The sequence below is a fragment of the Deinococcus ficus genome, from assembly GCF_003444775.1.
In the GTDB taxonomy this organism is placed as follows: domain Bacteria; phylum Deinococcota; class Deinococci; order Deinococcales; family Deinococcaceae; genus Deinococcus; species Deinococcus ficus.
Map to the genome: position 1 here is coordinate 1,790,692 of NZ_CP021081.1, position 19,859 is coordinate 1,810,550.

General features: G+C 68.6%; 19 protein-coding genes. 7 read left to right on the forward strand and 12 right to left on the reverse strand.

All coding sequences use genetic code 11. The features are described from left to right. Positions 1-7: 7 nt before the first annotated feature. Positions 8-2,404: a xanthine dehydrogenase family protein molybdopterin-binding subunit gene (locus tag DFI_RS08725; RefSeq protein ID WP_027461814.1), complete on the reverse strand. Its 2,397-nt coding sequence runs from the start codon at positions 2,402-2,404 to the stop codon at positions 8-10. A gap of 45 nt (positions 2,405-2,449) precedes the next feature. After that, positions 2,450-2,941, reverse strand: a complete 492-nt coding sequence (locus tag DFI_RS08730) for a (2Fe-2S)-binding protein (protein ID WP_022801685.1) — start codon at positions 2,939-2,941, stop codon at positions 2,450-2,452. 407 nt (positions 2,942-3,348) lie between these two features. Between DFI_RS08730 and DFI_RS08735 the strand changes: the two genes are divergently transcribed. Further along, positions 3,349-4,488 carry an NAD(P)/FAD-dependent oxidoreductase gene (locus DFI_RS08735; RefSeq protein ID WP_022801684.1) on the forward strand — a complete coding sequence of 380 codons (1,140 nt, stop codon included), beginning with the start codon at positions 3,349-3,351 and terminating at the stop codon, positions 4,486-4,488. Between the two features lie 135 nt (positions 4,489-4,623). On the opposite strand, the gene DFI_RS08740 is transcribed toward DFI_RS08735, so the two are convergent. From DFI_RS08740 to DFI_RS08770, 7 genes are all read right to left on the reverse strand, one after another. Further along, entirely contained in the window at positions 4,624-5,076 is a 453-nt protein-coding gene (locus tag DFI_RS08740) for a TlpA family protein disulfide reductase (RefSeq protein ID WP_043776715.1), read from the reverse strand. Between the two features lie 55 nt (positions 5,077-5,131). Continuing rightward, positions 5,132-6,586 carry an aminotransferase-like domain-containing protein gene (locus tag DFI_RS08745; protein ID WP_051307415.1) on the reverse strand — a complete coding sequence of 485 codons (1,455 nt, stop codon included), beginning with the start codon at positions 6,584-6,586 and terminating at the stop codon, positions 5,132-5,134. Then, positions 6,559-6,873: a hypothetical protein gene (locus DFI_RS08750; RefSeq protein WP_027461817.1), complete on the reverse strand. Its 315-nt coding sequence runs from the start codon at positions 6,871-6,873 to the stop codon at positions 6,559-6,561. The genes DFI_RS08745 and DFI_RS08750 overlap by 28 nt, the downstream gene beginning before the upstream one ends. Before the next feature lie 89 nt (positions 6,874-6,962). Continuing rightward, the gene (gene leuB / locus DFI_RS08755; RefSeq protein ID WP_022801680.1) at positions 6,963-8,018 is read right to left on the reverse strand and encodes a 3-isopropylmalate dehydrogenase; all 1,056 of its coding nucleotides are present in this window, start codon (positions 8,016-8,018) and stop codon (positions 6,963-6,965) included. A gap of 81 nt (positions 8,019-8,099) precedes the next feature. Further along, entirely contained in the window at positions 8,100-8,588 is a 489-nt protein-coding gene (locus DFI_RS08760; RefSeq protein WP_043776717.1) for a 3-isopropylmalate dehydratase small subunit, read from the reverse strand. A gap of 77 nt (positions 8,589-8,665) precedes the next feature. After that, positions 8,666-9,943 (reverse strand): hypothetical protein, encoded by a 1,278-nt coding sequence (locus tag DFI_RS08765; protein ID WP_027461818.1) that lies wholly within the window; start codon positions 9,941-9,943, stop codon positions 8,666-8,668. A gap of 37 nt (positions 9,944-9,980) precedes the next feature. Continuing rightward, the gene (locus DFI_RS08770) at positions 9,981-11,267 is read right to left on the reverse strand and encodes a 3-isopropylmalate dehydratase large subunit (protein ID WP_027461819.1); all 1,287 of its coding nucleotides are present in this window, start codon (positions 11,265-11,267) and stop codon (positions 9,981-9,983) included. A 343-nt stretch (positions 11,268-11,610) separates the two neighbouring features. Between DFI_RS08770 and DFI_RS08775 the strand changes: the two genes are divergently transcribed. Beyond that, positions 11,611-14,229 carry an NHL repeat-containing protein gene (locus DFI_RS08775; RefSeq protein ID WP_027461820.1) on the forward strand — a complete coding sequence of 873 codons (2,619 nt, stop codon included), beginning with the start codon at positions 11,611-11,613 and terminating at the stop codon, positions 14,227-14,229. A gap of 80 nt (positions 14,230-14,309) precedes the next feature. Here the strand turns inward: DFI_RS08775 and DFI_RS08780 are convergent, their stop codons facing one another. Next, a complete protein-coding gene (locus DFI_RS08780; protein WP_027461821.1) occupies positions 14,310-14,555 on the reverse strand; it encodes a hypothetical protein in 246 nt (81 codons plus the stop codon). A 205-nt stretch (positions 14,556-14,760) separates the two neighbouring features. Between DFI_RS08780 and sdhC the strand changes: the two genes are divergently transcribed. From sdhC to DFI_RS08800, 4 genes are read left to right on the forward strand one after another with little or no spacing between them, the layout of a single operon-like run. Further along, entirely contained in the window at positions 14,761-15,117 is a 357-nt protein-coding gene (gene sdhC, locus DFI_RS08785) for a succinate dehydrogenase, cytochrome b556 subunit (protein WP_022801673.1), read from the forward strand. Then, complete coding sequence (locus DFI_RS08790) at positions 15,117-15,494, forward strand: succinate dehydrogenase hydrophobic membrane anchor subunit (protein ID WP_022801672.1); 378 nt, start codon at positions 15,117-15,119, stop codon at positions 15,492-15,494. The genes sdhC and DFI_RS08790 overlap by 1 nt, the downstream gene beginning before the upstream one ends. Before the next feature lie 60 nt (positions 15,495-15,554). Next, on the forward strand, positions 15,555-17,306 hold the full coding sequence (gene sdhA / locus DFI_RS08795) for a succinate dehydrogenase flavoprotein subunit (RefSeq protein ID WP_022801671.1): 1,752 nt from the start codon (positions 15,555-15,557) through the stop codon (positions 17,304-17,306). A 28-nt stretch (positions 17,307-17,334) separates the two neighbouring features. Further along, on the forward strand, positions 17,335-18,117 hold the full coding sequence (locus DFI_RS08800; protein WP_081425672.1) for a succinate dehydrogenase iron-sulfur subunit: 783 nt from the start codon (positions 17,335-17,337) through the stop codon (positions 18,115-18,117). 168 nt (positions 18,118-18,285) lie between these two features. Here DFI_RS08800 and DFI_RS08805 read toward each other — a convergent pair whose 3' ends face one another. Together DFI_RS08805 and DFI_RS08810 are read right to left on the reverse strand one after the other, a co-directional pair. Then, positions 18,286-18,657, reverse strand: a complete 372-nt coding sequence (locus DFI_RS08805; protein WP_051307437.1) for a hypothetical protein — start codon at positions 18,655-18,657, stop codon at positions 18,286-18,288. A 56-nt stretch (positions 18,658-18,713) separates the two neighbouring features. Continuing rightward, the gene (locus DFI_RS08810) at positions 18,714-19,217 is read right to left on the reverse strand and encodes a hypothetical protein (RefSeq protein WP_027461824.1); all 504 of its coding nucleotides are present in this window, start codon (positions 19,215-19,217) and stop codon (positions 18,714-18,716) included. A gap of 100 nt (positions 19,218-19,317) precedes the next feature. Here DFI_RS08810 and DFI_RS08815 point away from each other — a divergent pair, with 100 nt between their 5' ends. Next, a complete protein-coding gene (locus tag DFI_RS08815) occupies positions 19,318-19,803 on the forward strand; it encodes a hypothetical protein (RefSeq protein WP_027461825.1) in 486 nt (161 codons plus the stop codon). Positions 19,804-19,859: the final 56 nt, after the last annotated feature.

Consider the following 19,859-nt stretch of genomic DNA (forward strand, 5'->3'; position numbering starts at 1 on the left):
CGAGTGCTCAGTCGTCGGCGGCCTGCGTGCCCGCCTGCCTGCCCCTGGCGTCCTGGATGGCCCGCCAGACCTTCTCGCTGGTGTACGGCATGTCCAGGTGCGTGATGCCGTACTCGTGCCACAGGGCGTCCATCACGGCGTTGGCGACGGCGGCGGTGCTGGCGATGGTGCCGGCCTCCCCGATGCCCTTCACGCCCAGGGGGTTGTGCGGGCTGGGGGTCACGGTGTGGCCGTTCTTGAAGAAGGGCACGTCGTCGGCGCGGGGCATGGCGTACTCCATGTACGTGCCGGACAGGAAGTTCCCCTCGTCGTCGTAGGCGGCTTCCTCCCACAGGGCCTGCCCGGCGCCCTGCACGACGCCGCCGTGCACCTGCCCGTGCACGATCAGGGGGTTGATGAGGGGCCCGCAGTCGTCCACGCTGCCGTACTCGCGCAGCTTCACCTTGCCGGTGTCGGTGTCGATCTCAACCACGGCGATGTGCGTGCCGAAGGGATACACGAAGTTCTTCGGGTCGTAGAAGGCGGTGGCTTCCAGACCGGGCTCCAGGTCCTCGGGGTAGTTGTGGGCCAGGTGGGCCATCAGGGCAATGTCGAAGAAGCTCTTGGCCTTGTCCGGGGCGCCCTTCACGCGGAACTGCCCGTCCTCGTGCTCGATGTCGTCCGGGGAGGCTTCGAGCAGGTGCGCGGCGATCTTCTTCATCTTCGCGGTGACCTTCTGAAGGGCGAGTTTCAGGGCGCTGCCGCCCACCGCTGCCGAGCGGCTGCCGTAGGTGCCCCAGCCGTACGGCATGCGGCCGGTGTCCCCGTGAATGAGTTCGATGTCGTCGATGGGAATCTGGAGCTCGTCCGCGGCGATCTGCGTGAAGGCCGTCTCGTGGCCCTGCCCGTGGCTGTGCGACCCGGTGTACAGCTCGACCTTCCCGGTGGGGTGCACGCGCACCAGGCTGCTCTCCCACTGCCCGGCCTGCGCGCCCAGCTGCCCGACCAGCGCGGACGGCGCCAGCCCGCAGGCTTCCAGGAAGCTGATCAGGCCCACGCCCAGGATGGTCTTTCCACCCTTCATGCGGGCCTGCTCTTCGCGCAACGCCCGGTAGTTCATCAGGCCCATCGCCTGGTCCAGGGCGGGTTCGTAGTTGCCGCTGTCGTACACCAGCGCCACCGGCGTCTGGTACGGGAACTCGTCCGGGCCGATGAAGTTCAGGCGGCGGAACTCGGCCGGGTCCAGGCCCAGTTCGTGGGCCATGACGTCCACGGTGCGTTCCACCAGGTACGTCGCCTCGGGGCGGCCGGCGCCGCGGTAGGCGTCCACCGGCACGGTGTTCGTCATGGCGCCCGTGACCTTCACGTGCACGGCCGGCATCTTATACACGCCGTTGCACAGCGTGCCGTACAGGTAGGTGGGCACAGCGGGCGCGAAGAGGGTCTGGTAGGCGCCCAGGTTGGCGACGGTGTTCACGCGGAAGCCCAGCATGCGGTTCTCGTCGTCCACGGCGAGTTCCACTTCGGTCTCGTGGTCGCGGCCCTGCGCGTCGCTGACGAAGGCCTCGCTGCGCCGGGCGCTCCACTTCACAGGGCGGCCCAGCAGGCGCGCGGCGAGCAGCACGATCACTTCCTCCTGGTACTGGAAGATCTTGGTGCCGAACCCCCCGCCCACGTCCGGACTGACGACCCGCAGCTTGTGTTCGGGGATGTTCATCACGAACGCCGCGAGAATCAGGCGGTGCACGTGCGGGTTCTGGGAGGTGGTGTACAGGGTGTACTCGCCGCTGGCCGGCGCGAACTGCGCCAGCGAGGCGCGCGGCTCGATGGGGTTGGCGACCAGCCGCTGGTTGCGCAGCTTGACCTTCACGGTGTGCTTGGCGCGTTTGAAGGCCTCGTTCAGCGCGGCCTCGTCCCCGATCTCCCAGTGGAAGGCGACGTTCCCGGGAATGTCGTCGTGTACCAGGGGCGCGCCCTCGGCCAGGGCGGCGCTGCCCAGCGCGACGGAGGGCAGGGCTTCGTAGTCCACGTCGAGCTGCGCGGCGGCGTCCTCGGCCTGGGTGCGGGTCTCGGCGATCACCACGGCCACGATGTCGCCCACGTGGTTCGCCTCGCCCTGCGCGATGGCCGGGTGTGCCGGGGTCTTCAGGTCCGGGAGCAGCCAGCCTACCGGGATGCTGCCGATGCCGGCCTCCTTCACGTCGTCGCCGGTCAGGACGCGGACCACGCCGGGCATGCCCTCCACGCTGGCCTTGTCGATGCTGCGGATGCGGGCGTGCGGGTACGGGCTGCGGACCATCGCGGCGTGCAGCGTGCCGTGCAGCTGGATGTCGTCGGTGTAGCGGCCGGTGCCGGTGATGAAGCGCGGGTCCTCGCGGCGCTTCAGGGCCCGCCCGACGTACTTGTCGGAGTTTGCCTCGGTCATGCCTCTTCCCCCTCCTGAGCTGGTGTCGGTCGGCGGTCGCTCGGTTCAGTCATCGGCGGCCTGCGTCTGCGCGCCCTGCTTCATGGCCTGCGCGGCGTGCTGCACGGCCTTCACGATGTTGTGGTAGCCGGTGCAGCGGCAGTAGTTGCCTTCCAGGTGATGGCGGATCTGGTCCTCGGTGGGGTCCGGGTGGTGCTTGAGCAGGTCGGCGGCGCTCATGATCATGCCGGGCGTGCAGTACCCGCACTGCAGGCCGTGCATTTCCCAGAAGCCCTGCTGGAGGGGGTGCAGCTCGGCGGGCGTGCCGAGGCCCTCAATGGTGGTGACCTGCTGGCCGTCGGCCTGCACGGCCAGGACCGTGCAGCTTTTCACGGCGTCGCCGTTGAGGTGCACGGTGCAGGCGCCGCACTGGCTGGTGTCGCAGCCCAGGTGCGTGCCGGTGAGCGCCAGGTCCTCGCGCAGGAAGTGCGCGAGCAGCATGCGGGGTTCGACCTCGCGGGTGTAGGGGGTGCCGTTCACGGTGACGGTGATGTTCATGCGGTCCTCCGTGCGGGACGCCAGGGGCGCGCGCTGGGGCGTGGGGATGAACGGGAGCCGCGCCCGGGCGGGAGCGCCTGGGGGGCCTGTGCACTGTGGAACTCCTGCATTCAATCACAGCCGGGGCCGGATGGCACGCGGTCGGGCCGGCCCGCCGAACGGTTGAACTCGGTTCAGGATTGTGTGGTTTTGCACGGCGAGTACCGCACAGGGAACACCCCTGGGGGTGCCTTGGTGTGTGGTGTACACTCTGGGGGAAGGCGGGAGAAATGTCCCGGGTTGCCTTCCGTTTCCCGGCCCCTGCCTGCCGCTCCCATGTGAATAGATTCACCTGAACCCGAGTCTTCTCACACCCGCCCCCGGATGACCCCCCCCAGGAACCGGCCCGGTTCCCACAGGAGCCACCCATGAACACCCTGATCCTCGGCGCCGGATACGCCGGACTGGCCACCGCCACCAGCCTCAAACCCGACCCGCGCATGACCACCCTGCTGGTCGAACAGAACAACTACCACACCTTCGAAACCCGCCTCCACGAAGCCGCCGCCCACAACACCCGCGTCACCGTGCCCCTGGTCCCGCTGCTGCGCGGCACCGGCGTGCACTGGGAACAGGCCGCCGTGAAAGACGTCAACGTCGACACCCGCGAAGTCACCCTCAAAGACGGCCGCGTGCTCACCTACGACACCCTGGTCGTCGCGCTCGGCAGCACCACCAACTTCTACCGCATCCCCGGCCTCGCCGAGAACGCCGTGGAACTCAAGGACATCCAGGACGCCGACGAGATCTTCCACTACGTCAACCGCGCCTACGCCAGCGACTACCAGGGCCACCGCGACATCGTCGTCGGCGGCGCTGGCCTGACCGGCGTGGAACTCGTCACCGAACTTGCCCGCCGCGCCGAGAAACTCACCAAGGCCCGCGGCCTGCCGCCCATGAACATCTACCTCGTGGAAGCCGGCCCCAAGATCCTCCCCGTCCTGGACGACGCCCTGCGCGCCAAAGCCCAGCGCACCCTCGACGAGTACGGCATCCACACCCTCACCGGGCACCGCCTGATGAAAGCCACCGCCGACAGCGTCACCGTGCAGACGCAGGGCGGCCAGCAGAAGGTCATTCCCGCCGGGAAGATCATCTGGACCGGCGGCATCCAGGCCCGCGACCTCGTCAAAGGCGACCGGCTGGAAAAAGGCCCCGGCGGGCGCATCGCCGTGGACGAATTCCTGCGCGCCCGCGGCTACCCCGAAGTCTTCGTGCTGGGCGACATGGGCCTCGCCCTGAACGAGGAAGGCCACCCCGTCCCCACCACCGCGCAGCACGCCGGACAGCAGGGCCGCGTCACCGCCGGCAACCTCCGCCGCCTCGCCCGCGGCGAAGCCCTCACCCCCTACGTGCCCAGCACCCTGGGGGAATTCGTGAGCCTGGGCGGCCTGATGGCCGTCGGCTGGATGAAACTCCCCTGGAACCAGAAACTCGCCATCACCGGCGGCATGGCCCACGTCATGAAACGCGCCAGCGAATGGAAGTGGCGCCAGAGCATCGACTGAACACGAAGGGAAAAGCGCGGGCCGGGGGAATCCTCCGGCCCGGCGCCTTTGCATTGCCATGAGCGCCAACACGTCTTGCGCTGGTGTGATCTCCCGGGTCAACGGGCCCTTATTCCCCTCAGCAATGATCTCTTCTCATTCCCCGAGGTGCCCGGCCCATTCTTCCAGGAGGTACTGGAGTCGGGTCTGGGCGTTTTCCTGACTGCCGTACACGCTGCGCAGCAGGTCCCCGCCGGGCGCGAAGGCCAGCCAGTGCGGGGTGCCTTCGGTGTGCCAGTGGCGGGCGAACTCGCCGTGCAGGTCCAGGGCGACGGGGAACGGCAGTTTCCCGAAGTCGCGGGCGAACTTCACCAGGGTGGGTTCCACGTCCTCCCGCGGAAGGCGGCGGTGGCCGTGGCTGGTGTGCATGGCGAGCAGGTGCACGCGGTCCCCGAATTCGGCGTGCAGGCGTTTGAGGAACGGGATGCCGCGCGTGACGCACGCGGCGCACTCCAGGTTGAAGGTCATGACCAGCCCGGGCCGGTCCCAGCCGGAGGGCGGCGTGAGGGGGGAGCCGTGCACGAAGTCGTCCGGGGCGGGCCAGTCCATGCCTGCACCGTACGGCACGGGCGGGGGGAGTGGATGGGTGGGCCTTCGCGGCTCGTTACGGGTGGGGCGGGTGCAGGGCGCGGGCGAGTCGCGCCAGGCCCTGCCGCAGCCGGGGGGGCGGGAGGTGCGCGAAGGCGAGCAGGAGGGTGTCTTCCTGGCCGTCCACGCCGCCGAGGGCCACGCCGCCTCGGGCGGCCCGGCCGATCACGTCCGCGGCGCTCTGGTCGGGCGGCAGGGTGACGTGCAGGTGCAGGCCGGCGCGGGCGGGCGTGACCTGCCAGTCCGGGAAGTGCGCGTGCAGGGCGTGGGTGGCTGCCTCGTGCCGTTCGGCGAGGACCGGGCGGGTGCGGCGCACGTGCCGGGCGTACGCGCCGGACCCCAGCAGGTCCGCGAGGGCCAGGGCGTCCAGGGTGCCCGGCGCGCGGTCGGTGAGGGGGCGCGTGCCGGCCAGCACCTGGATCACGGCGGGCGGGCCGGCCAGGAAGCCGCTGCGGGTTACGGGGGCCAGGCTCTTGCTGAAGCTGCCGAGCAGGATCACGCGCGCCGGGTCCAGGGCCTGCATCACGGCGGGGGCCCGGCCGCCCTGGCCGGTGCCGTGCACGAGGTCGGCGGCGTAGTCGTCTTCCAGGATCAGGGTGCCGCGCGGCGCGGCCCAGTCCAGCACCGCCTGCCGGCGCGCGGCGGGCAGGGTGGCGGTCGTGGGGTACTGGCAGGCGGGCGTGGCGTACAGCAGCGTGGCCTGCGCGGGCAGGTGTGCGGGAATCAGGCCGTGGTCGTCCACGGGAACGGGGTGCAGGGTCGCGCCGGTCGCGGAGAGCGCCGCGTGCGCCCCGGCGTACGTGGGCGTCTCGATCGCGGCGGTCCGGCCGGGTTCCAGGAATGCTCGGGCGAGGGCGTCCAGGGCGCCCTGCGTGCCGCCGGTGAGCATGACCATGTCCGGCGTGACCTGCGCGCCCCGTTCGGCGTTCAGGTACGCGGCCAGGGCGCGCCGGGTCTCCAGCGGGCCCAGCGGGTCGGGCAGGGCGTCCCCGGCGGCGTCCCGCCAGTGGTGCACGGCGGCGGCGCGGCGGGCGAGCGCCTGCGTCCACGCGGCCGGGTACAGGTCCGGAACGGGCTGCCCCGGGCGGAAGTCCACGGCGTACGTCCCGGCGACGTCCTGCACCTGCCCGGCCAGCGCGCGGCGCGCCCAGTCGCTCAGTGGCAGCGGGGGCGCGGCGCCCGGCTGTGGGCGGGCGGGCCGCACGACCCGTGTGCCGCTGCGCGGGGCGGCCTGCACGAAGCCCTCCCATGTGAGGGTGTCCAGGGCGTCCACCACGGTGTTGCGGGACACGCCCAGCTGCGCGGCGAGCGCGCGGTGGCCGGGCAGCCGGGTGCCGTCGGGCAGGGTGCCGCGCAGCACGGCGTCCCGCAGGGTGCGGGTCACGCGGGCGCCGACCGTCTCGCCCGGCAGGGCGGGCAGCAGGTCCGGCACGGTCACGCGGGTCAGCGGTCCAGTTCCCGGGTCAGCCACGCGCGGTCGCCGCCCTCCTGTTCCAGGGCCTGTCCGGCGAGGGTCACGTACCGGTCCCGCGCGGCCTGCGCCTCCCCGGGCGTCAGGCCGTACTTGTCGGGTTCGGCCAGCAGCGCGCGGATGAACGGGAACACCGGTTCGTTCGGGTGCACGCGGCCGTTCACGGTGATGTCCGCGGGCCACTTCAGCAGGTACTCCAGCGCGTACGGGCCGGGTTCCAGCACGCAGCCGCCCGGGTAAGGGATGCGTTTCGGGCCGGGGAAGGTCACGGCGGGTTCGGTGGTCATGCCTCAGGATGCCGCAACTCAAAAGGAAAAATGCAGGCGCGCCGGGGGACTGAACCCTGGCGCGCCTGCAAGTTGAAGACTCTCGGAGTTCAGCCGACGGCGGGTGTACCCAGCGCTTCCAGCACGGCGTGCGTGAAGGTGCGGGTGTCGGCCTTGCCGCCCAGGTCGCGGGTGGGGTGCTCGCGCAGCGCAATGGCCACGGCGCGGTCCACGTGGTTCGCGGCGTCCGGACGTTTCAGGCCGTGGCGCAGCAGCATGCCGGCGCTGAGGATCGCGGCGGCGGGGTTGGCGACGCCCTGCCCGGCGATGTCCGGGGCGCTGCCGTGGATGGGTTCGAACAGGCCCGCGCCGTCGCCGAGGGAGGCGCTGGGCATCACGCCCAGACTGCCGGGGATCACGGCAGCGAGGTCGGAGAGGATGTCGCCGAACAGGTTCTCGGTGAGGATCACGTCGTAGCGGCTGGGGTTGGCGACGACCAGCATGGCGACGCTGTCCACGTACTCGTGGTTCAGGTGGATGCTGCGGTAGTCGCGGTCGCGCAGGGCCTGCACGTCCCGGCGCCACAGTTCGGAGACTTCCAGCACGTTGGCCTTGTCCACGCTGGTCACGCGGCCACGGCGCTGCTCGGCCGCCCAGAAGGCCACCTTCGCCACGCGTTCCACCTCGGGGGTGGTGTAGCGCATGGTGTTGTAGGCGGTGTCCCCGTCGATCCTGCGGTCCTGGTCGAAGTAGATGCCGCCCAGGAGTTCACGCACGATCAGGATGTCCACGCCGCGGGCGATCTCGGCCTTCAGTGGCGAGAGGTGTTCCAGGCCCGGCAGGACCCGCACGGGCCGCAGGTTCGCGTAGCAGCCGAGTTCGCGGCGCAGCGCGAGCAGGCCGCTTTCGGGGCGCAGGTGGCGGGGCAGTTTGTTCCAGGCGCTATCGTGCGCGCCGCCGACCGTGCCGAGCAGCGCGGCATCGGCGTCTTTCAGGGCGTCGCGGGTGCGCTGCGGGAAGGGGTCGGCGTGGTCCTCGTAGGCGCCGCCGCCGATGGCGTGTTCCTCGATGGTCACGTCCGGCGCGACCTCGCGCAGCACCTCCACGGCAGCAGCGGTCACTTCAGGGCCGATTCCGTCTCCGGGCAGGGTCACGATCTTGGGCATGGGCGCACCTCCAGTGCGGGAATAGGGGGATGGTAGACGGTCGGCGGGTGGGCGCGGGGCGCGTCGTCTATGCGCGGGGCGTCAGATCTGCACGTGGGTTTTCATGTACTCCAGCCAGCCGCCGGCCTGCTGCACGTCCAGCGCGAACTGCGGGACCGGCACGAAGCGCAGTACCTGCCCGGTGCGGGTGTTGGTGATGGTGCCGCCCGGCAGGTCCAGGTCCGCCTCGTCGCCGTCCTGGAAGGCCTCGACGATGCCGTCGCATTCCAGGGCCAGGAAGCCGTTGTTGATGCTGTTGCGGTAGTAGATCCGCGCGAAGTTCGGCGCGATCACGGCCGACACGCCCGCGCCGCGCAGCGCCCACACGGCGTGCTCGCGGCTGGACCCGCACCCGAAGTCCGCGCCGGCCACGATGATGTCCCCCGGCTGCACGCGCTTCACGAAGCCTTTGTCGTAGTCCTCCATGGCGTACGGGGCGAGTTCGGCCTCCACGTCGGTGGTCAGGTGGCGGGCGGGAATGATCTCGTCGGTGTTGATGTGGTCGCGGGCAAACACGTGCACTTTCGGCATGGGGGCCTCCTTGGGGGGTCAGGGGTTCGGGGCTCCGGGCACAAAGCGCGGCGGGCGGGCCGGGGGGGCCGTTCCGGTCAGTTCGCGCCCTGCCCGGCGGCGTAGGGTTGCAGTTCTTCGGGGAGTTCCTCGCTGTACAGGTCGCGCCAGTCCTGGCCGTTGAAGGTCACCTCGGACTCCATGAACGTCTGCGCGAGGGGGTCCGGGTCGCCCAGGGCGTCTTTGGGAATGTCGAGTTTCACGGCGACCGGCACGGGCAGCGTCTCCCCTTCCGGCACCTCCAGTTCCCCGGCGAAGGTGTCGGTGAACAGGTGGGTCGTCCACTCTGCCCAGGCGGCCGCGTTCCCGGCGCCGGTGGACTGGGTCAGGTCGGCCTTCAGGCTGTCCTGGTGCTCCTCGGGGATGTCGCCATCGGCCCACTGCACGCGGCCGTCGGCGTGCACGGTGACGGTCACGGTGGCGATGTCCAGGAAGTTCTGCAGTTCGGCCATCAGGCCGTCCGGGGCGGGTTCGGCGTCCTCGCCGTCGCCGTAATTGAGCCAGTTCTCGCCGTCCAGGGAGTAGCTGGACTGCGCGGTCACCGGGTGGAATTCCACGTTCCCGCGCGTGGCGAACGCCAGGCTCAGCGGCGAGAGCAGCGGCGCCGGTCTGCGGAGTTCCAGCACCAGACGCCGCGCGACCGGCACGGGCAGGTCATCCTCGGGCTCCTCGCCGCCCTGTTCCAGCAGGCCCCGGTGCGAGTCCAGCCAGTCCTCCGGGGTCTCGCCGTGCCACTCGCGGGTCACGGACTCCAGCAGGTCCAGCAGTTCCTCGGGTGGGTCGGGTTCGATGTCGATGCGGCCCTCCGGCCAGTGCTCGGCGCGGAAGGTGGCGACCACCTCGCCCCGCTCCTGCACGGCCGGGTGCTGCATCAGGTACTCCAGCGCGCGGCGCGGGTCGGCGTTCGACGGGAAGCTCTCCCAGCGCTCCCCGTCGAAGGAGTGCTGCTGCTCACGCAGGCGCACGCTGCCGCCCGGCACGGGGAAGCTCACGCCGGCCGTTTCGGCGCCCGCCTTGCCCAGCACGAGGTCTCCCGCGAAGCGGCGGTGTGCCGGGACGGGAATGGCCTCCACGTCCGCGGCCGTCTCCAGGAACGCGTCGGGTCGGCCGGCCATCACGTAGTTCGTGCGGTACTCGCTGGCCCACGCTGGGCCGTACGGCTGCGAGAGCCGCAGGGCGTCCGTGATCTGTTCCCGCAGCCGGGCGTCTTCGGGCGCTCGGGTCAGGGTGATGCCCCCGTCCTCGGCCATGCGGGCCTCGAAGGGGTGGACGGTGGGCATCAGGCCCAGCTGCTTGCGGCGTTTCGCTTCTCCCATGATGCGTTCAGCTTACCCAGCCGGCGTGAAGGGCATCTCAGTCGGCCGCCTGGCCGGCGTCGTTGTACGCGCGGGGGTCGCTGATGAACCCGGCCACGGCACTGGCCGCCACGGTCGCCGGGCTCGCCAGGTAGATCTGCGCGCTCGGGTCGCCCATCCGGCCAACGAAGTTGCGGTTGCTGCTGGAAATGCACACGTCGTCCGGCCCCAGCACGCCACTGTGCATGCCCAGACACGCGCCGCAGCTCGGGTAGCTCACGCTCGCGCCGGCGTCCACGAACACCTCCAGCAGGCCCTCCTGCGCCGCCTGCTTCCAGATGGCCTGCGTGGCCGGCACCACGATCATCTGCACGCCGTCGGCGATCTTCCGCCCGCGCAGGATGCGCGCCACGTCCCGCAGGTCGCTGATGCGGCCGTTCGTGCAGCTCCCCACGTACGCGTGCGTCACCGCGACCCGGTCGCTGCCCGCCACGCGCCCGTTGCTGGGAATGTGCGGGTATGCCACCGTCGGCTGCACCTGAGAGGCGTCCACCTCGATGACCACCTTGTACGCCGCGTCGGCATCACTGGCGTACTCGGTGTACTCACCCGGCGCCACGCCCCGCTCGGCCAGGAACGCCCGGGTCACGTCGTCCACCGCCACGATCCCGGTCTTCCCGCCCGCCTCGATCGCCATGTTCGTCAGCGTAAAACGGCCCTCCATGTCCAGCGCGTCGATGTAGTCCCCGACCCACTCCATCACCATGTAGTTCGCGCCGTCCGCCCCGATCCGCCGGATCACCTCCAGCACGATGTCCTTCGGCGTCACCCCCGGCTGCGTGCGGCCCGTCACGCGGATCAGCATGGTTTCCGGCACCTTGAACCACACTTTCCCCGCGTAGATCGCGCCCGCCAGGTCGGTGCTCCCCACGCCCGTCGCGAACGCCCCCAGGGCCCCTGCGTTACAGGTGTGGCTGTCCCCGGACACCAGCGTCTGCCCCGGCTTGACCAGACCCGTGTTCTCCAGCACCACGTGCGCGATCCCGCCCCGGCCCACGTCGAAGAAATGCTCGATGCCCTGCTCCTGCACCCACGACTTGAGCTTCTGGTACATCTTCGCGGCCTTGATGTTCATCGCCGGCACGCTGTGGTCCGGCACCGCCACGATCCGCGAGGGGTCGAACACCCGGTTCATGCCGCGTTCCTCCAGCATCCTCAGGGCTGCCGGCGTGGTGATCTCATGGCACAGCACCCAGTCGGTCGCGCACTCGATCAACTGCCCCGGCACGACCCGCTCCTGCCCGCTGCGGGCCGCCAGAATCTTTTCCGCGATGGTCATTCCCATTCCACACGCCTCCCAGGGTGCCTGCGCCAAACGTTCGCCCCCCGGTCACCACTTGGGCTGCCGGGGGGCGAACGGAACGCAGGGACCGCGCTCAACGCCCCCAACGAAGAAGAAGGTCCTTCATGGACCCACCCGGTCGTGGCGGCGCGCTGAACATGCCGGCAGTGTAGAGGCACCGGGCGGCAGGCAGGAGACACAGGTGTAGACGGGTGACAAGGTGACATCCGGTTCAGATAAAGGAAATGTAATCCAATTCGGATCTGACGGGATCTTCATGAATGCCGACCTGGAAGTCATTTCTGCATGCAAAAACAAAACGAGCGAATTAGAATTCTGAGCTGACATGAAACGCTTTCCCCTGACCTCGGCCCTAATCGGCCTGACCGTCCTGCTGACCGCCTGCCCTCAACCTCAACCACCCACCCCTCCTGGGCCGGCGCCTGAGACCCCACAGCGTGACGGGGCGAAGGTCACCGGCCAGCTCAAGGACTACACCATGGGCGCTGCTATTCTCGCTGCCTACGACAACCTGAGTGAGGACTTCATCGCCACCGGTCCCCTCTCTGCAGACGGGGCATTCAACCTGACCCTGCCCAACCCGGCTCCGGCGGCGTCGCAGTTCATCATGGCGCCACAGGCCGGGTGCGCGGCGAATCCCACCGTGACCCCCGCCTCCTCCAAAATCGCAGTGATCGGCCTTTACGGCGTGATTCAGGGCTCCGACCTGATCGGGGCTGTTCAGGAAGTGGTGAGTCAGGGCGAAGTCAGCGGATTGAACCATGCCGTCGCCCTGCGCCTGTACGCCTCGACGAACACGACCATCACTGGGAAACTGGACTGCGGCAGTGGCGCCAGTACCTTCAACCTGAACTTGAAAGCCGGCTGGAATATCGTTCAGGAGAAGATCACCGCTGTGAGTAACGGCATGATCACTGGGCTCGACTACAGCATCGTATCGGCCTCCACGGTCATGACGCCCATCTTCGAGAAGGTCAAGGCCCCCGAGGTCCCGTTCACGGCCACGGTTCAGAATGCCTTCGTCACCGTGCAGCGGGGCGAGGCATTTGATCTCATCACGCACCTGACCGCACCGGACGGGTTAACCGGACCGGTCACGGTCTCCCTGGTGAACCCACCCCCCGGCTTCGTTCTGGAAACGCCGACCGTGTCTCTGGCCTCCGCATCCGGTACCACAGCCCAGAGCCTGAACTCCGGGTTCCGCGCGTCCCTGGCCGCCCGCGACCGTATGGCGGCGCTGGAGGCCGAGCACACCACAGGGGCTTCCCTGCGGCCGCAGGCGGTGAACAGCACCTCCACTGTCCGGATTCGCACGACCAGCGATGCACCGCGTTCCACGATGGCGCCGACTGGGCTGACGCTCCGGTTCACGCTGGGGGAAAGGACCTCCGACGTGCAGGTTCAGGTGCAGGTGAATGCCCCCGGCGTCGCTGTCGAGTTACGCGACGGTTACTACTCCGCCCAGGGGGTGACGCTCGGTGCAGGGGACACCAAGGAACTCACGGCGTTCATCACGCCACAGCACGGCCTGACGGGACCGGTGGATCTCAGCCTCGGCGCGTCCGCGTCCGGCATCACCGGGGCAGGTCACCTGGATAACCTGGGCACAGGAAGCAGCACGCCCTTTTCCGTGACCGTTCCCGCAAACCTGGCCCCCGGCACCTACCCTGTGGACGTCGTTGCGACGCACGCCGGGGGCACGGAGGTCGTGAATCGACTGAACGTAGTGGTCGCCGCTCCCACGGCCCGCATTACTGCGCAGAGCGTGACGGTGTATGGCGGTGAATCCGTTCTGCTGCCCGTCTCCATTCAGGGTGAGTACGGGTTCACTGGGCCCATCACCGTGACGGCCACCGACCTGCCGGCCGGTGTGACCGTCACGCCGGTCACCACGGACTACACTAAGAACGCTGCCGCAGCCGTGAACCTGACCCTGACGGGTGACGCTGCGCTCACCGCCCGGAGTGGGTTGGCCTTCAGGGTCCGCGTGACCGGCGCCAATGGTTCGGGGGAGTCGGGCGCCACCCTGAATCTCGCGCCTCGGCGGTTCTCTCTCGGGAAGGTCAATGTTCCTCGCGTGACCACCGCAGCTGGCACGGGCTTCTGGTCCATTCAGAATCCCACAGGGCAATACGGCAATTATCAACTGATGCGCTTTGACGGCCATCAGGAAACCACCGAGGTGGCCCTCCCTGGATTCACCAGTGAACCGCTACTGATGGCCGGCCCAGACGAAACTGCCTGGCTGGTGTCCTCCAGTCAGATCGCACGGTACGCGGCAGGTTCTCTCACGTCCTGGACCGTCTCGGGCGGCACGCCCACCGCCGGCGTGGTGGATGCCCAGGGGACCCTGTGGACGACTCAGTTCAGTACGGTGACCCGCTTCAACGCGGCGAACGGCACCATGCAGGAGATCTACAAATCCAGCGGCTACGGCAGCCTCGGGGTCATCAGCACCAGCGCCGACGGCACTCGGGTCTACGTGTACGACGGGAATGCTCAGGCCCTGAAAATCATTGACACGACCACCCTGCAGGTCGAGACGCAGGCCCTGGCCGGACTGCAGTTCGTTACGGCCGTGCGGACGGACGCAACCGGGCGCCTCTGGGTGTTCGGCACGAAACAGGGGGGGATCTACGGCGGCGTGTTGGCGCGCATCAACGCGGACGGCACCACCAGTCTCTTTACGCCTCCCGCCGAACTGGGTGGAGATCCCAGCCTCCGCGTGTTCGACTTTGATGCCCAGGGCCGCCTGTGGATCGCCACCCAGCAGTCCAGTAGCGTCGTGTCCTTCGACCCTGCACGAGGCACCTTCAACACGCCGCTGAATTTCACGACCGCGTGGCCTCACATGCTGCGTATGGCCGTCGAGGCCACCGGGGGCGTCTGGGTGGTGTGGGAGGAACTGAACGGTGCAGGGGCCTTCACGACACTCCTGAAGTAACCAGGAAGCCGCGACCTGCGGTGCCCTAAAACACAGAGAGGCTGGGGAATCTCCCCAGCCTCTTCCCGGTTCTTCCGCGGTCACTCCATTTTCAGGTCGATGACGGGCACGGCGTCCGTCGTTGCTTTGGCAGATTTCTTTGGTGTTTGCGTGGGCGCGGGCTGGAGGGTGGCCTGCTGGGCGGCGCCGATAATGACGTTGATTTCGGTGGGGGTGAGGAGGCCTTTGGCTTCGAGGGTACTCATGAGGCCGAGGATGAGGCGGCGGTGGTACTGGAGTTCTTCCTGGCGGGTCATGGTGGGTTTGGTGGGGGGCTGGGGGGTCATGGGGGGAGGGTAGCGGGCGGGTATGAGGCGGGTATGGGCTGGCTGGGCGGGACGGGTTCAGGCGTGCGTTTGGTGTGTGTTTTGGCGTGCGGTGTTATCTTTGATGGGTCTGTAAAGGTGGGGTGAAGTATGGCCCCCCGCCGCGACTGAAACGGACTTTCGAGGTGGTCGGGGCGGTCGTTGGACAGTTGAGGAGGCTTGACGGATGTACAAAGGCAGAGAGGGGCAGTGGGCGTTTTTGTTCCACCGCATTTCCGGGATGGCGATCCTGCTGTACCTGATGCTGCACGTGGTGAGCATCGGGTCGATGATTTTCGGTGAGCGGGCGTACATGCGCATTCACGAGACGTACGACCTGTGGCCGTTCCGCGTGGGCCTGATTGGCGTGGTGGCGGCGGTGGTGTACCACTCGTTCAATGGACTGCGGATCATCCTGATGGACTTCACGGGGTGGGGCGTGCGGCTGCAGCGTCAGCTGTGGTACGTGGTGCTGGCGATCACGGTGCTGGCCGTGGCGTACACCGCCTGGGTGAACATTCCGCGCATCCTGGGAGGGTACTGATGATTCGCGCTCGCACGCTCACGGACGCCCGCATGCAGGCGCACAGCAATGCTGAACTGAACTGGTGGATCTTCATGCGCCTGAGTGGTCTGGTGCTGATGTTCCTGGTGCTGGGGCACGTGTACATGACGTTCATCCAGGTGTCCGAGTCGGACGCGATTTACGACGCGGTCGTGGCGAAGCTGGGGAACCCGGCGTGGAAACTGTACGACTGGCTGATTCTGGCGCTGGGCCTGATGCACGGCGCGAACGGCGCGCGGTACGTGATCGAGGACTACATCCGGTCCCGGCCGGACCGCGCCTGGGTGAAGATGGCGTTTTTCAGTGTGATCGCGGCGCTGTTCGCGTTTGGGACGATCGGGCTGTTCGTCATCTGAACCGGCCTTTGCTGGCCGGTTTCGCTTCACCTGTTTTTCTGAGAGCAAAGAGGATACTTCATGCATCATCGTTATGACGTTCTGGTCGTCGGTGCGGGGGGCGCGGGGCTCATGGCCGCGCTGTACGCCGCGAAAGGTGGCGCTTCGGTCGCCTGCATCAGCAAGCTGTACCCCACGCGGTCGCACACGGGTGCCGCGCAGGGCGGGATCGGTGCGGCCCTCGGGAACGTGGCCGAGGACCACTGGGAATGGCACATGTTCGACACCGTCAAGGGCGGCGACTACCTGACCGACCAGGACGCCGCCGAGGTGTTCAGCAAGGACATCATCGACGCCGTGTACGAACTGGAGCACATGGGCCTGCCGTTTAGCCGCACACCGGACGGCAAGATCGCGCAGCGCAAGTTCGGGGGGCACACCCGGGACTTCGGGAAGGCGGCCGTGGAGCGCAGCTGTTACGCGAAGGACCGCACGGGTCACATGATCCTGCAGACCCTGTACCAACAGAACGTGAAGGCCGGGACGATGTTCTTCAACGAGTACCACGTCACGGACCTGCTGATCGAGAACGGCCGCTGCCGTGGACTGGTCGCGTACGACCTGGCCAGTGGGGAACTGCACACCTTCCACGCGAAGGCCGTGATCCTGGCGGCCGGCGGGTACGGGCGCGTGTTCAAGATCACCAGCAACGCCCTGACCCTGACGGGCGACCTGATGAGCATCTACTACCGCAAGGGCCTGCCGCTGGAGGACATGGAGTTCTATCAGTTCCACCCGACCGGCCTGGCGAAACTGGGCATCCTGGTCACGGAAGGCATCCGCGGTGAGGGCGGCATCCTGCGCAACAGCAGCGGGGAGCGTTTCATGGAGCGGTACGCGCCGACCATCAAGGACCTCGCGCCGCGTGACATCGTGGCCCGCAGCATGACCACCGAGATCCGTGAGGGCCGCGGCGTGGGGATCGACAAGGACGCCATCCACATCGACCTGACCCACCTGCCGCGCGAGGTCATTGAAGGGAAGCTCGCGGAGATCACGGACCTGGCCCGCACGTACCTGGGACAGGACCCGGTCAAGGACCTCGTGATGGTGCAGCCGACCGCGCACTACGCGATGGGCGGGATTCCCACCGACCTGAACGGCCTGTGCCTGACGGACGGCATGGGCGGCAGCGTGGAGGGCCTGTACGCGGCCGGGGAGCAGGCGTGTGTGTCGCTGCACGGCGCCAACCGCCTGGGTACGAACAGCCTGGGGGACCTCGTGGTGTTCGGCCGCCGCGCCGGGATGGCCGCCGCCGCGTACGCCAGGCAGGTGGAATTCCCCGACATGCCACTGGACCCCGAGCGTGAGAGCCGCGAGATGTTCGACGCGCTGCGCGCCAGCAAGGGCACCGACAACGCCGCCGCGATCCGCAAGGAGCTGCAGGAGTCGATGATGAACAACGTCGGCATCTTCCGCAACGGCCCGGACATGCAGAAGCAGGTCGGCATCATCCAGGAACTCAAGGCCCGCTACCAGAATGTGGGCGTCAGCGATCCCAGCCGCCGGTACAACAGCGAGCTGATCGAGGCGATGGAACTCGGCTTCCTGCTGGACTGCGCCGAGGCCATGGCGAGCAGCGCCGTGAACCGCACCGAGTCGCGCGGCGCGCACGACCGCGAGGACTACCCCGAGCGCGACGACACGAACTGGCTGAAGCACACCATGGCCTATCGTGACCTGAACAACCCCGGGAACGTCATTATCGGCTATAAGGATGTGTCCCTGAAGGGCTTCACGCGGTCCTTCGAGCCCAAGCCCCGCGTGTACTGACACCTCCCGGACCAAAGGAGCCTCCTCCATGACCCAGACCCAAGTCGAGCCCACGACCCCGACCCCGGAGCTGACCCAGGCCCCGGCCGGCGGCGTGCAGCTCGTGAAACTGAACGTAAAGATCCTGCGCTTCAATCCCGAAGTGGACAAGAAAGCCCACTGGGAAACGTACGCCGTGCAGGCCCAACCCACCGACCGCATCGTGGACGTCCTGAACGAGATCAAGTGGTACCAGGACACCGGCCTCACCTTCCGCCGCTCCTGCCAGCACGGCATCTGCGGCAGTGACGCCATGCTCATCAACGGCCGCAACCGCCTGGCGTGCAAGACGCTGGTGCGGGACGTGGCGAAAGCCGGCGGGACCATCACCGTGGAACCCATCCGCGGCCTGAAGGTCGAACGCGACCTGCTGGTGGACATGGAACCCTTCTTCGACTCGTACAAGGCGATCATGCCGTACTTCATCAACGAGTCGCCCGCCCCGGCCGCCGAGCGCTACCAGAGTGAAGCGGACGCGGAACTCATGGCGCACTCCAGCAACTGCATTCTGTGCGCGTGCTGCACCACGTCCTGCCCGATCTTCTGGGTGAACGGCAGCTACCTCGGCCCGGCCGCGATCGTGCAGGCGCACCGCTTCATCTTCGACAGCCGCGACGAGGCCACTCAGCAGCGCCTGAACATCATGAACCAGAACACCGGCGTGTGGCGCTGCCGCACCGCGTACAACTGCACCGAGGCCTGCCCCCGTGAAATTCCGATCACGGACCTGATCGAGCAGGTCAAGCGCGCCGTGATGTTCCAGCAGGCCTGACGAGCAGGTCAGCCGACGTCCATTGGTCAAGATGAGTGAGCGGCCGCCCGCGGACGAGTGGAGTCACCCCACGCGGGGTGCCGATCCAGCAGGTTCAGCCGTCTGATCAAGGAAAGGACCGCCCGCCGTCCTGGCTGGGCGGTCCTTCTTTTTACGCCGTTCCCGTGGTCAGGCTGCGGGCGGTTCTTCCAGCCACCGGATCGTCTTGCCGCGTGCTCGGGCGTAGGCGATTTCTGCCCGGGTGCTGGGGCCGGTGTAGCCCCCAGTGTTGATGACGAGGATCTCGTCGGCCAGGTCGATCCTGTGGCGGTGCAGCGCGGCGAGGTGATCGAGGGCCGCGGCCCGTTCAGCGTCGGTCAGGTGGGCGAGGGCGTCCTCATCCCTCTGGCGGTGGCTGCCCACGCTGAGGACGATGCGGCCGGCGAGAGTCTCGCGGAGGCTGGCCTGATCGAACGCCTCAAGGAAGCGGACGCTGCCGCACAGACAGACGATGGTGGGTCTCCTCTGCCCCTCTCTCCGCTTCTCGCGGCCGACCCGCATCACGGGTTCAGGCGCGATTTCCGCCCGGCTGGAGGCGGGGCCCGCTTCACCCCCGGTCAGAACTGGAGGGCGTACTTCACGCCGGTCTGGTCGGTGCACTCGCCGATGCCGCGCCCGGCGGAGTCCACGGTCAGGGTGCAGGTGAGCGTGCGGGTGGGCATGCTGGCGGTGCGGGCAATCAGGTTCCCGGTCTTGAGGGTGGCCTGAGGCGGGGCGGGTTTGGGGCCGTAACCGACGTTCCAGCCGACGCCGCTGCCCTGCGTGCCGGTGCTGCCGCCGAACGCGACGCTGAAGCCGTAGGGTTGCGGGGCGGTGCTGCCCGCGTCCAGCAGGACGGTGCGGCCGGTGTACGTGTCGGCGCCGATGGTGATGACGACGTTGTCCGGGCCGGTGGCGCCGGCGGCCTGGGGGGTGAGGCTGCCGGGGAGGAACTGCACGGTGCCTTCCTGGCCGGTGGTGGTGTTCACGATGCGGCCGGGGTGAGACGCGGTAAGGGTGGGGGCGCAGGCGCTGAGGAGGGCGAGGAGCGCCGTGCCGAGCAGCAGCGGGGCGGGTTTCATGGTGGGGTCAGTGTACGCGCGCGGGGCGGCGGGCAGATGGGAGGCGCGGTGCGGGTCGCTTTATGCGGGCCGGGCCCGGCGGGCTGGTAGGCTGCCGGGCATGACGGTGTTGCCGGTGGTCGGGGTGTACAGGGGGGCGTTCGTGCGGATGCAGCAGGTGTCCATGGTGGTGCTGCTGGGCCTGACGGTGGTGGCACTGTGGCTGTCCCTGTCCGGGCAGACGGAGGGCCTGGTGAGCTGGGTGGTGCTGGGCGCGGCGCTGTACCTGCCGTACGTGGTGTGGGTGGGCCGGGCCATGCTGGGCACGCCGCCGCTGGTGCGGGCGGAAGGGCTGCGCTTTTTCCATTCGGACCCGCAGGTGTTCTCGGGCCGGGAGATGCAGCTGGCCTGGGAGGAGATCCGGGAGATCGAGGCGGAGGACGGCACGGCGGACCGGCGGCGGGGGCTGGCCTTCACGCTGGTGAACGGGAAGAAGGCGCTGCTGCTCACGGCCCCGCTGGAGAACGAGGCGGAGGTCGTGGGGGCGATCCGGGCGGCGTGGGGAGCGCGGGCAGGTGCCGGTGGGCCCACGGCCATGCTGAACTGACGTCCGGTACAGGAACGGGCCCCGCCGGAGCGGGGCCTTCTTCGTTTCCGGGTGGG

Excerpts from the sequence above, each read along its gene's own strand:
- DFI_RS08805 (WP_051307437.1), bottom strand. The coding sequence starts at position 18,657 with ATGCGGGTCGGCCGCGAGAAGCGGAGAGAGGGGCAGAGGAGACCCACC.
- DFI_RS08800 (WP_081425672.1), top strand. The coding sequence starts at position 17,335 with ATGACCCAGACCCAAGTCGAGCCCACGACCCCGACCCCGGAGCTGACC.
- DFI_RS08770 (WP_027461819.1), bottom strand. The coding sequence starts at position 11,267 with ATGGGAATGACCATCGCGGAAAAGATTCTGGCGGCCCGCAGCGGGCAG.
- DFI_RS08750 (WP_027461817.1), bottom strand. The coding sequence starts at position 6,873 with ATGACCACCGAACCCGCCGTGACCTTCCCCGGCCCGAAACGCATCCCT.
- DFI_RS08760 (WP_043776717.1), bottom strand. The coding sequence starts at position 8,588 with ATGCCGAAAGTGCACGTGTTTGCCCGCGACCACATCAACACCGACGAG.
- sdhC (WP_022801673.1), top strand. The coding sequence starts at position 14,761 with ATGTACAAAGGCAGAGAGGGGCAGTGGGCGTTTTTGTTCCACCGCATT.
- DFI_RS08815 (WP_027461825.1), top strand. The coding sequence starts at position 19,318 with ATGACGGTGTTGCCGGTGGTCGGGGTGTACAGGGGGGCGTTCGTGCGG.
- DFI_RS08725 (WP_027461814.1), bottom strand. The coding sequence starts at position 2,404 with ATGACCGAGGCAAACTCCGACAAGTACGTCGGGCGGGCCCTGAAGCGC.
- DFI_RS08810 (WP_027461824.1), bottom strand. The coding sequence starts at position 19,217 with ATGAAACCCGCCCCGCTGCTGCTCGGCACGGCGCTCCTCGCCCTCCTC.
- DFI_RS08780 (WP_027461821.1), bottom strand. The coding sequence starts at position 14,555 with ATGACCCCCCAGCCCCCCACCAAACCCACCATGACCCGCCAGGAAGAA.
- DFI_RS08765 (WP_027461818.1), bottom strand. The coding sequence starts at position 9,943 with ATGGGAGAAGCGAAACGCCGCAAGCAGCTGGGCCTGATGCCCACCGTC.
- DFI_RS08740 (WP_043776715.1), bottom strand. The coding sequence starts at position 5,076 with ATGGACTGGCCCGCCCCGGACGACTTCGTGCACGGCTCCCCCCTCACG.
- DFI_RS08790 (WP_022801672.1), top strand. The coding sequence starts at position 15,117 with ATGATTCGCGCTCGCACGCTCACGGACGCCCGCATGCAGGCGCACAGC.
- sdhA (WP_022801671.1), top strand. The coding sequence starts at position 15,555 with ATGCATCATCGTTATGACGTTCTGGTCGTCGGTGCGGGGGGCGCGGGG.
- DFI_RS08730 (WP_022801685.1), bottom strand. The coding sequence starts at position 2,941 with ATGAACATCACCGTCACCGTGAACGGCACCCCCTACACCCGCGAGGTC.
- DFI_RS08775 (WP_027461820.1), top strand. The coding sequence starts at position 11,611 with ATGAAACGCTTTCCCCTGACCTCGGCCCTAATCGGCCTGACCGTCCTG.
- leuB (WP_022801680.1), bottom strand. The coding sequence starts at position 8,018 with ATGCCCAAGATCGTGACCCTGCCCGGAGACGGAATCGGCCCTGAAGTG.
- DFI_RS08735 (WP_022801684.1), top strand. The coding sequence starts at position 3,349 with ATGAACACCCTGATCCTCGGCGCCGGATACGCCGGACTGGCCACCGCC.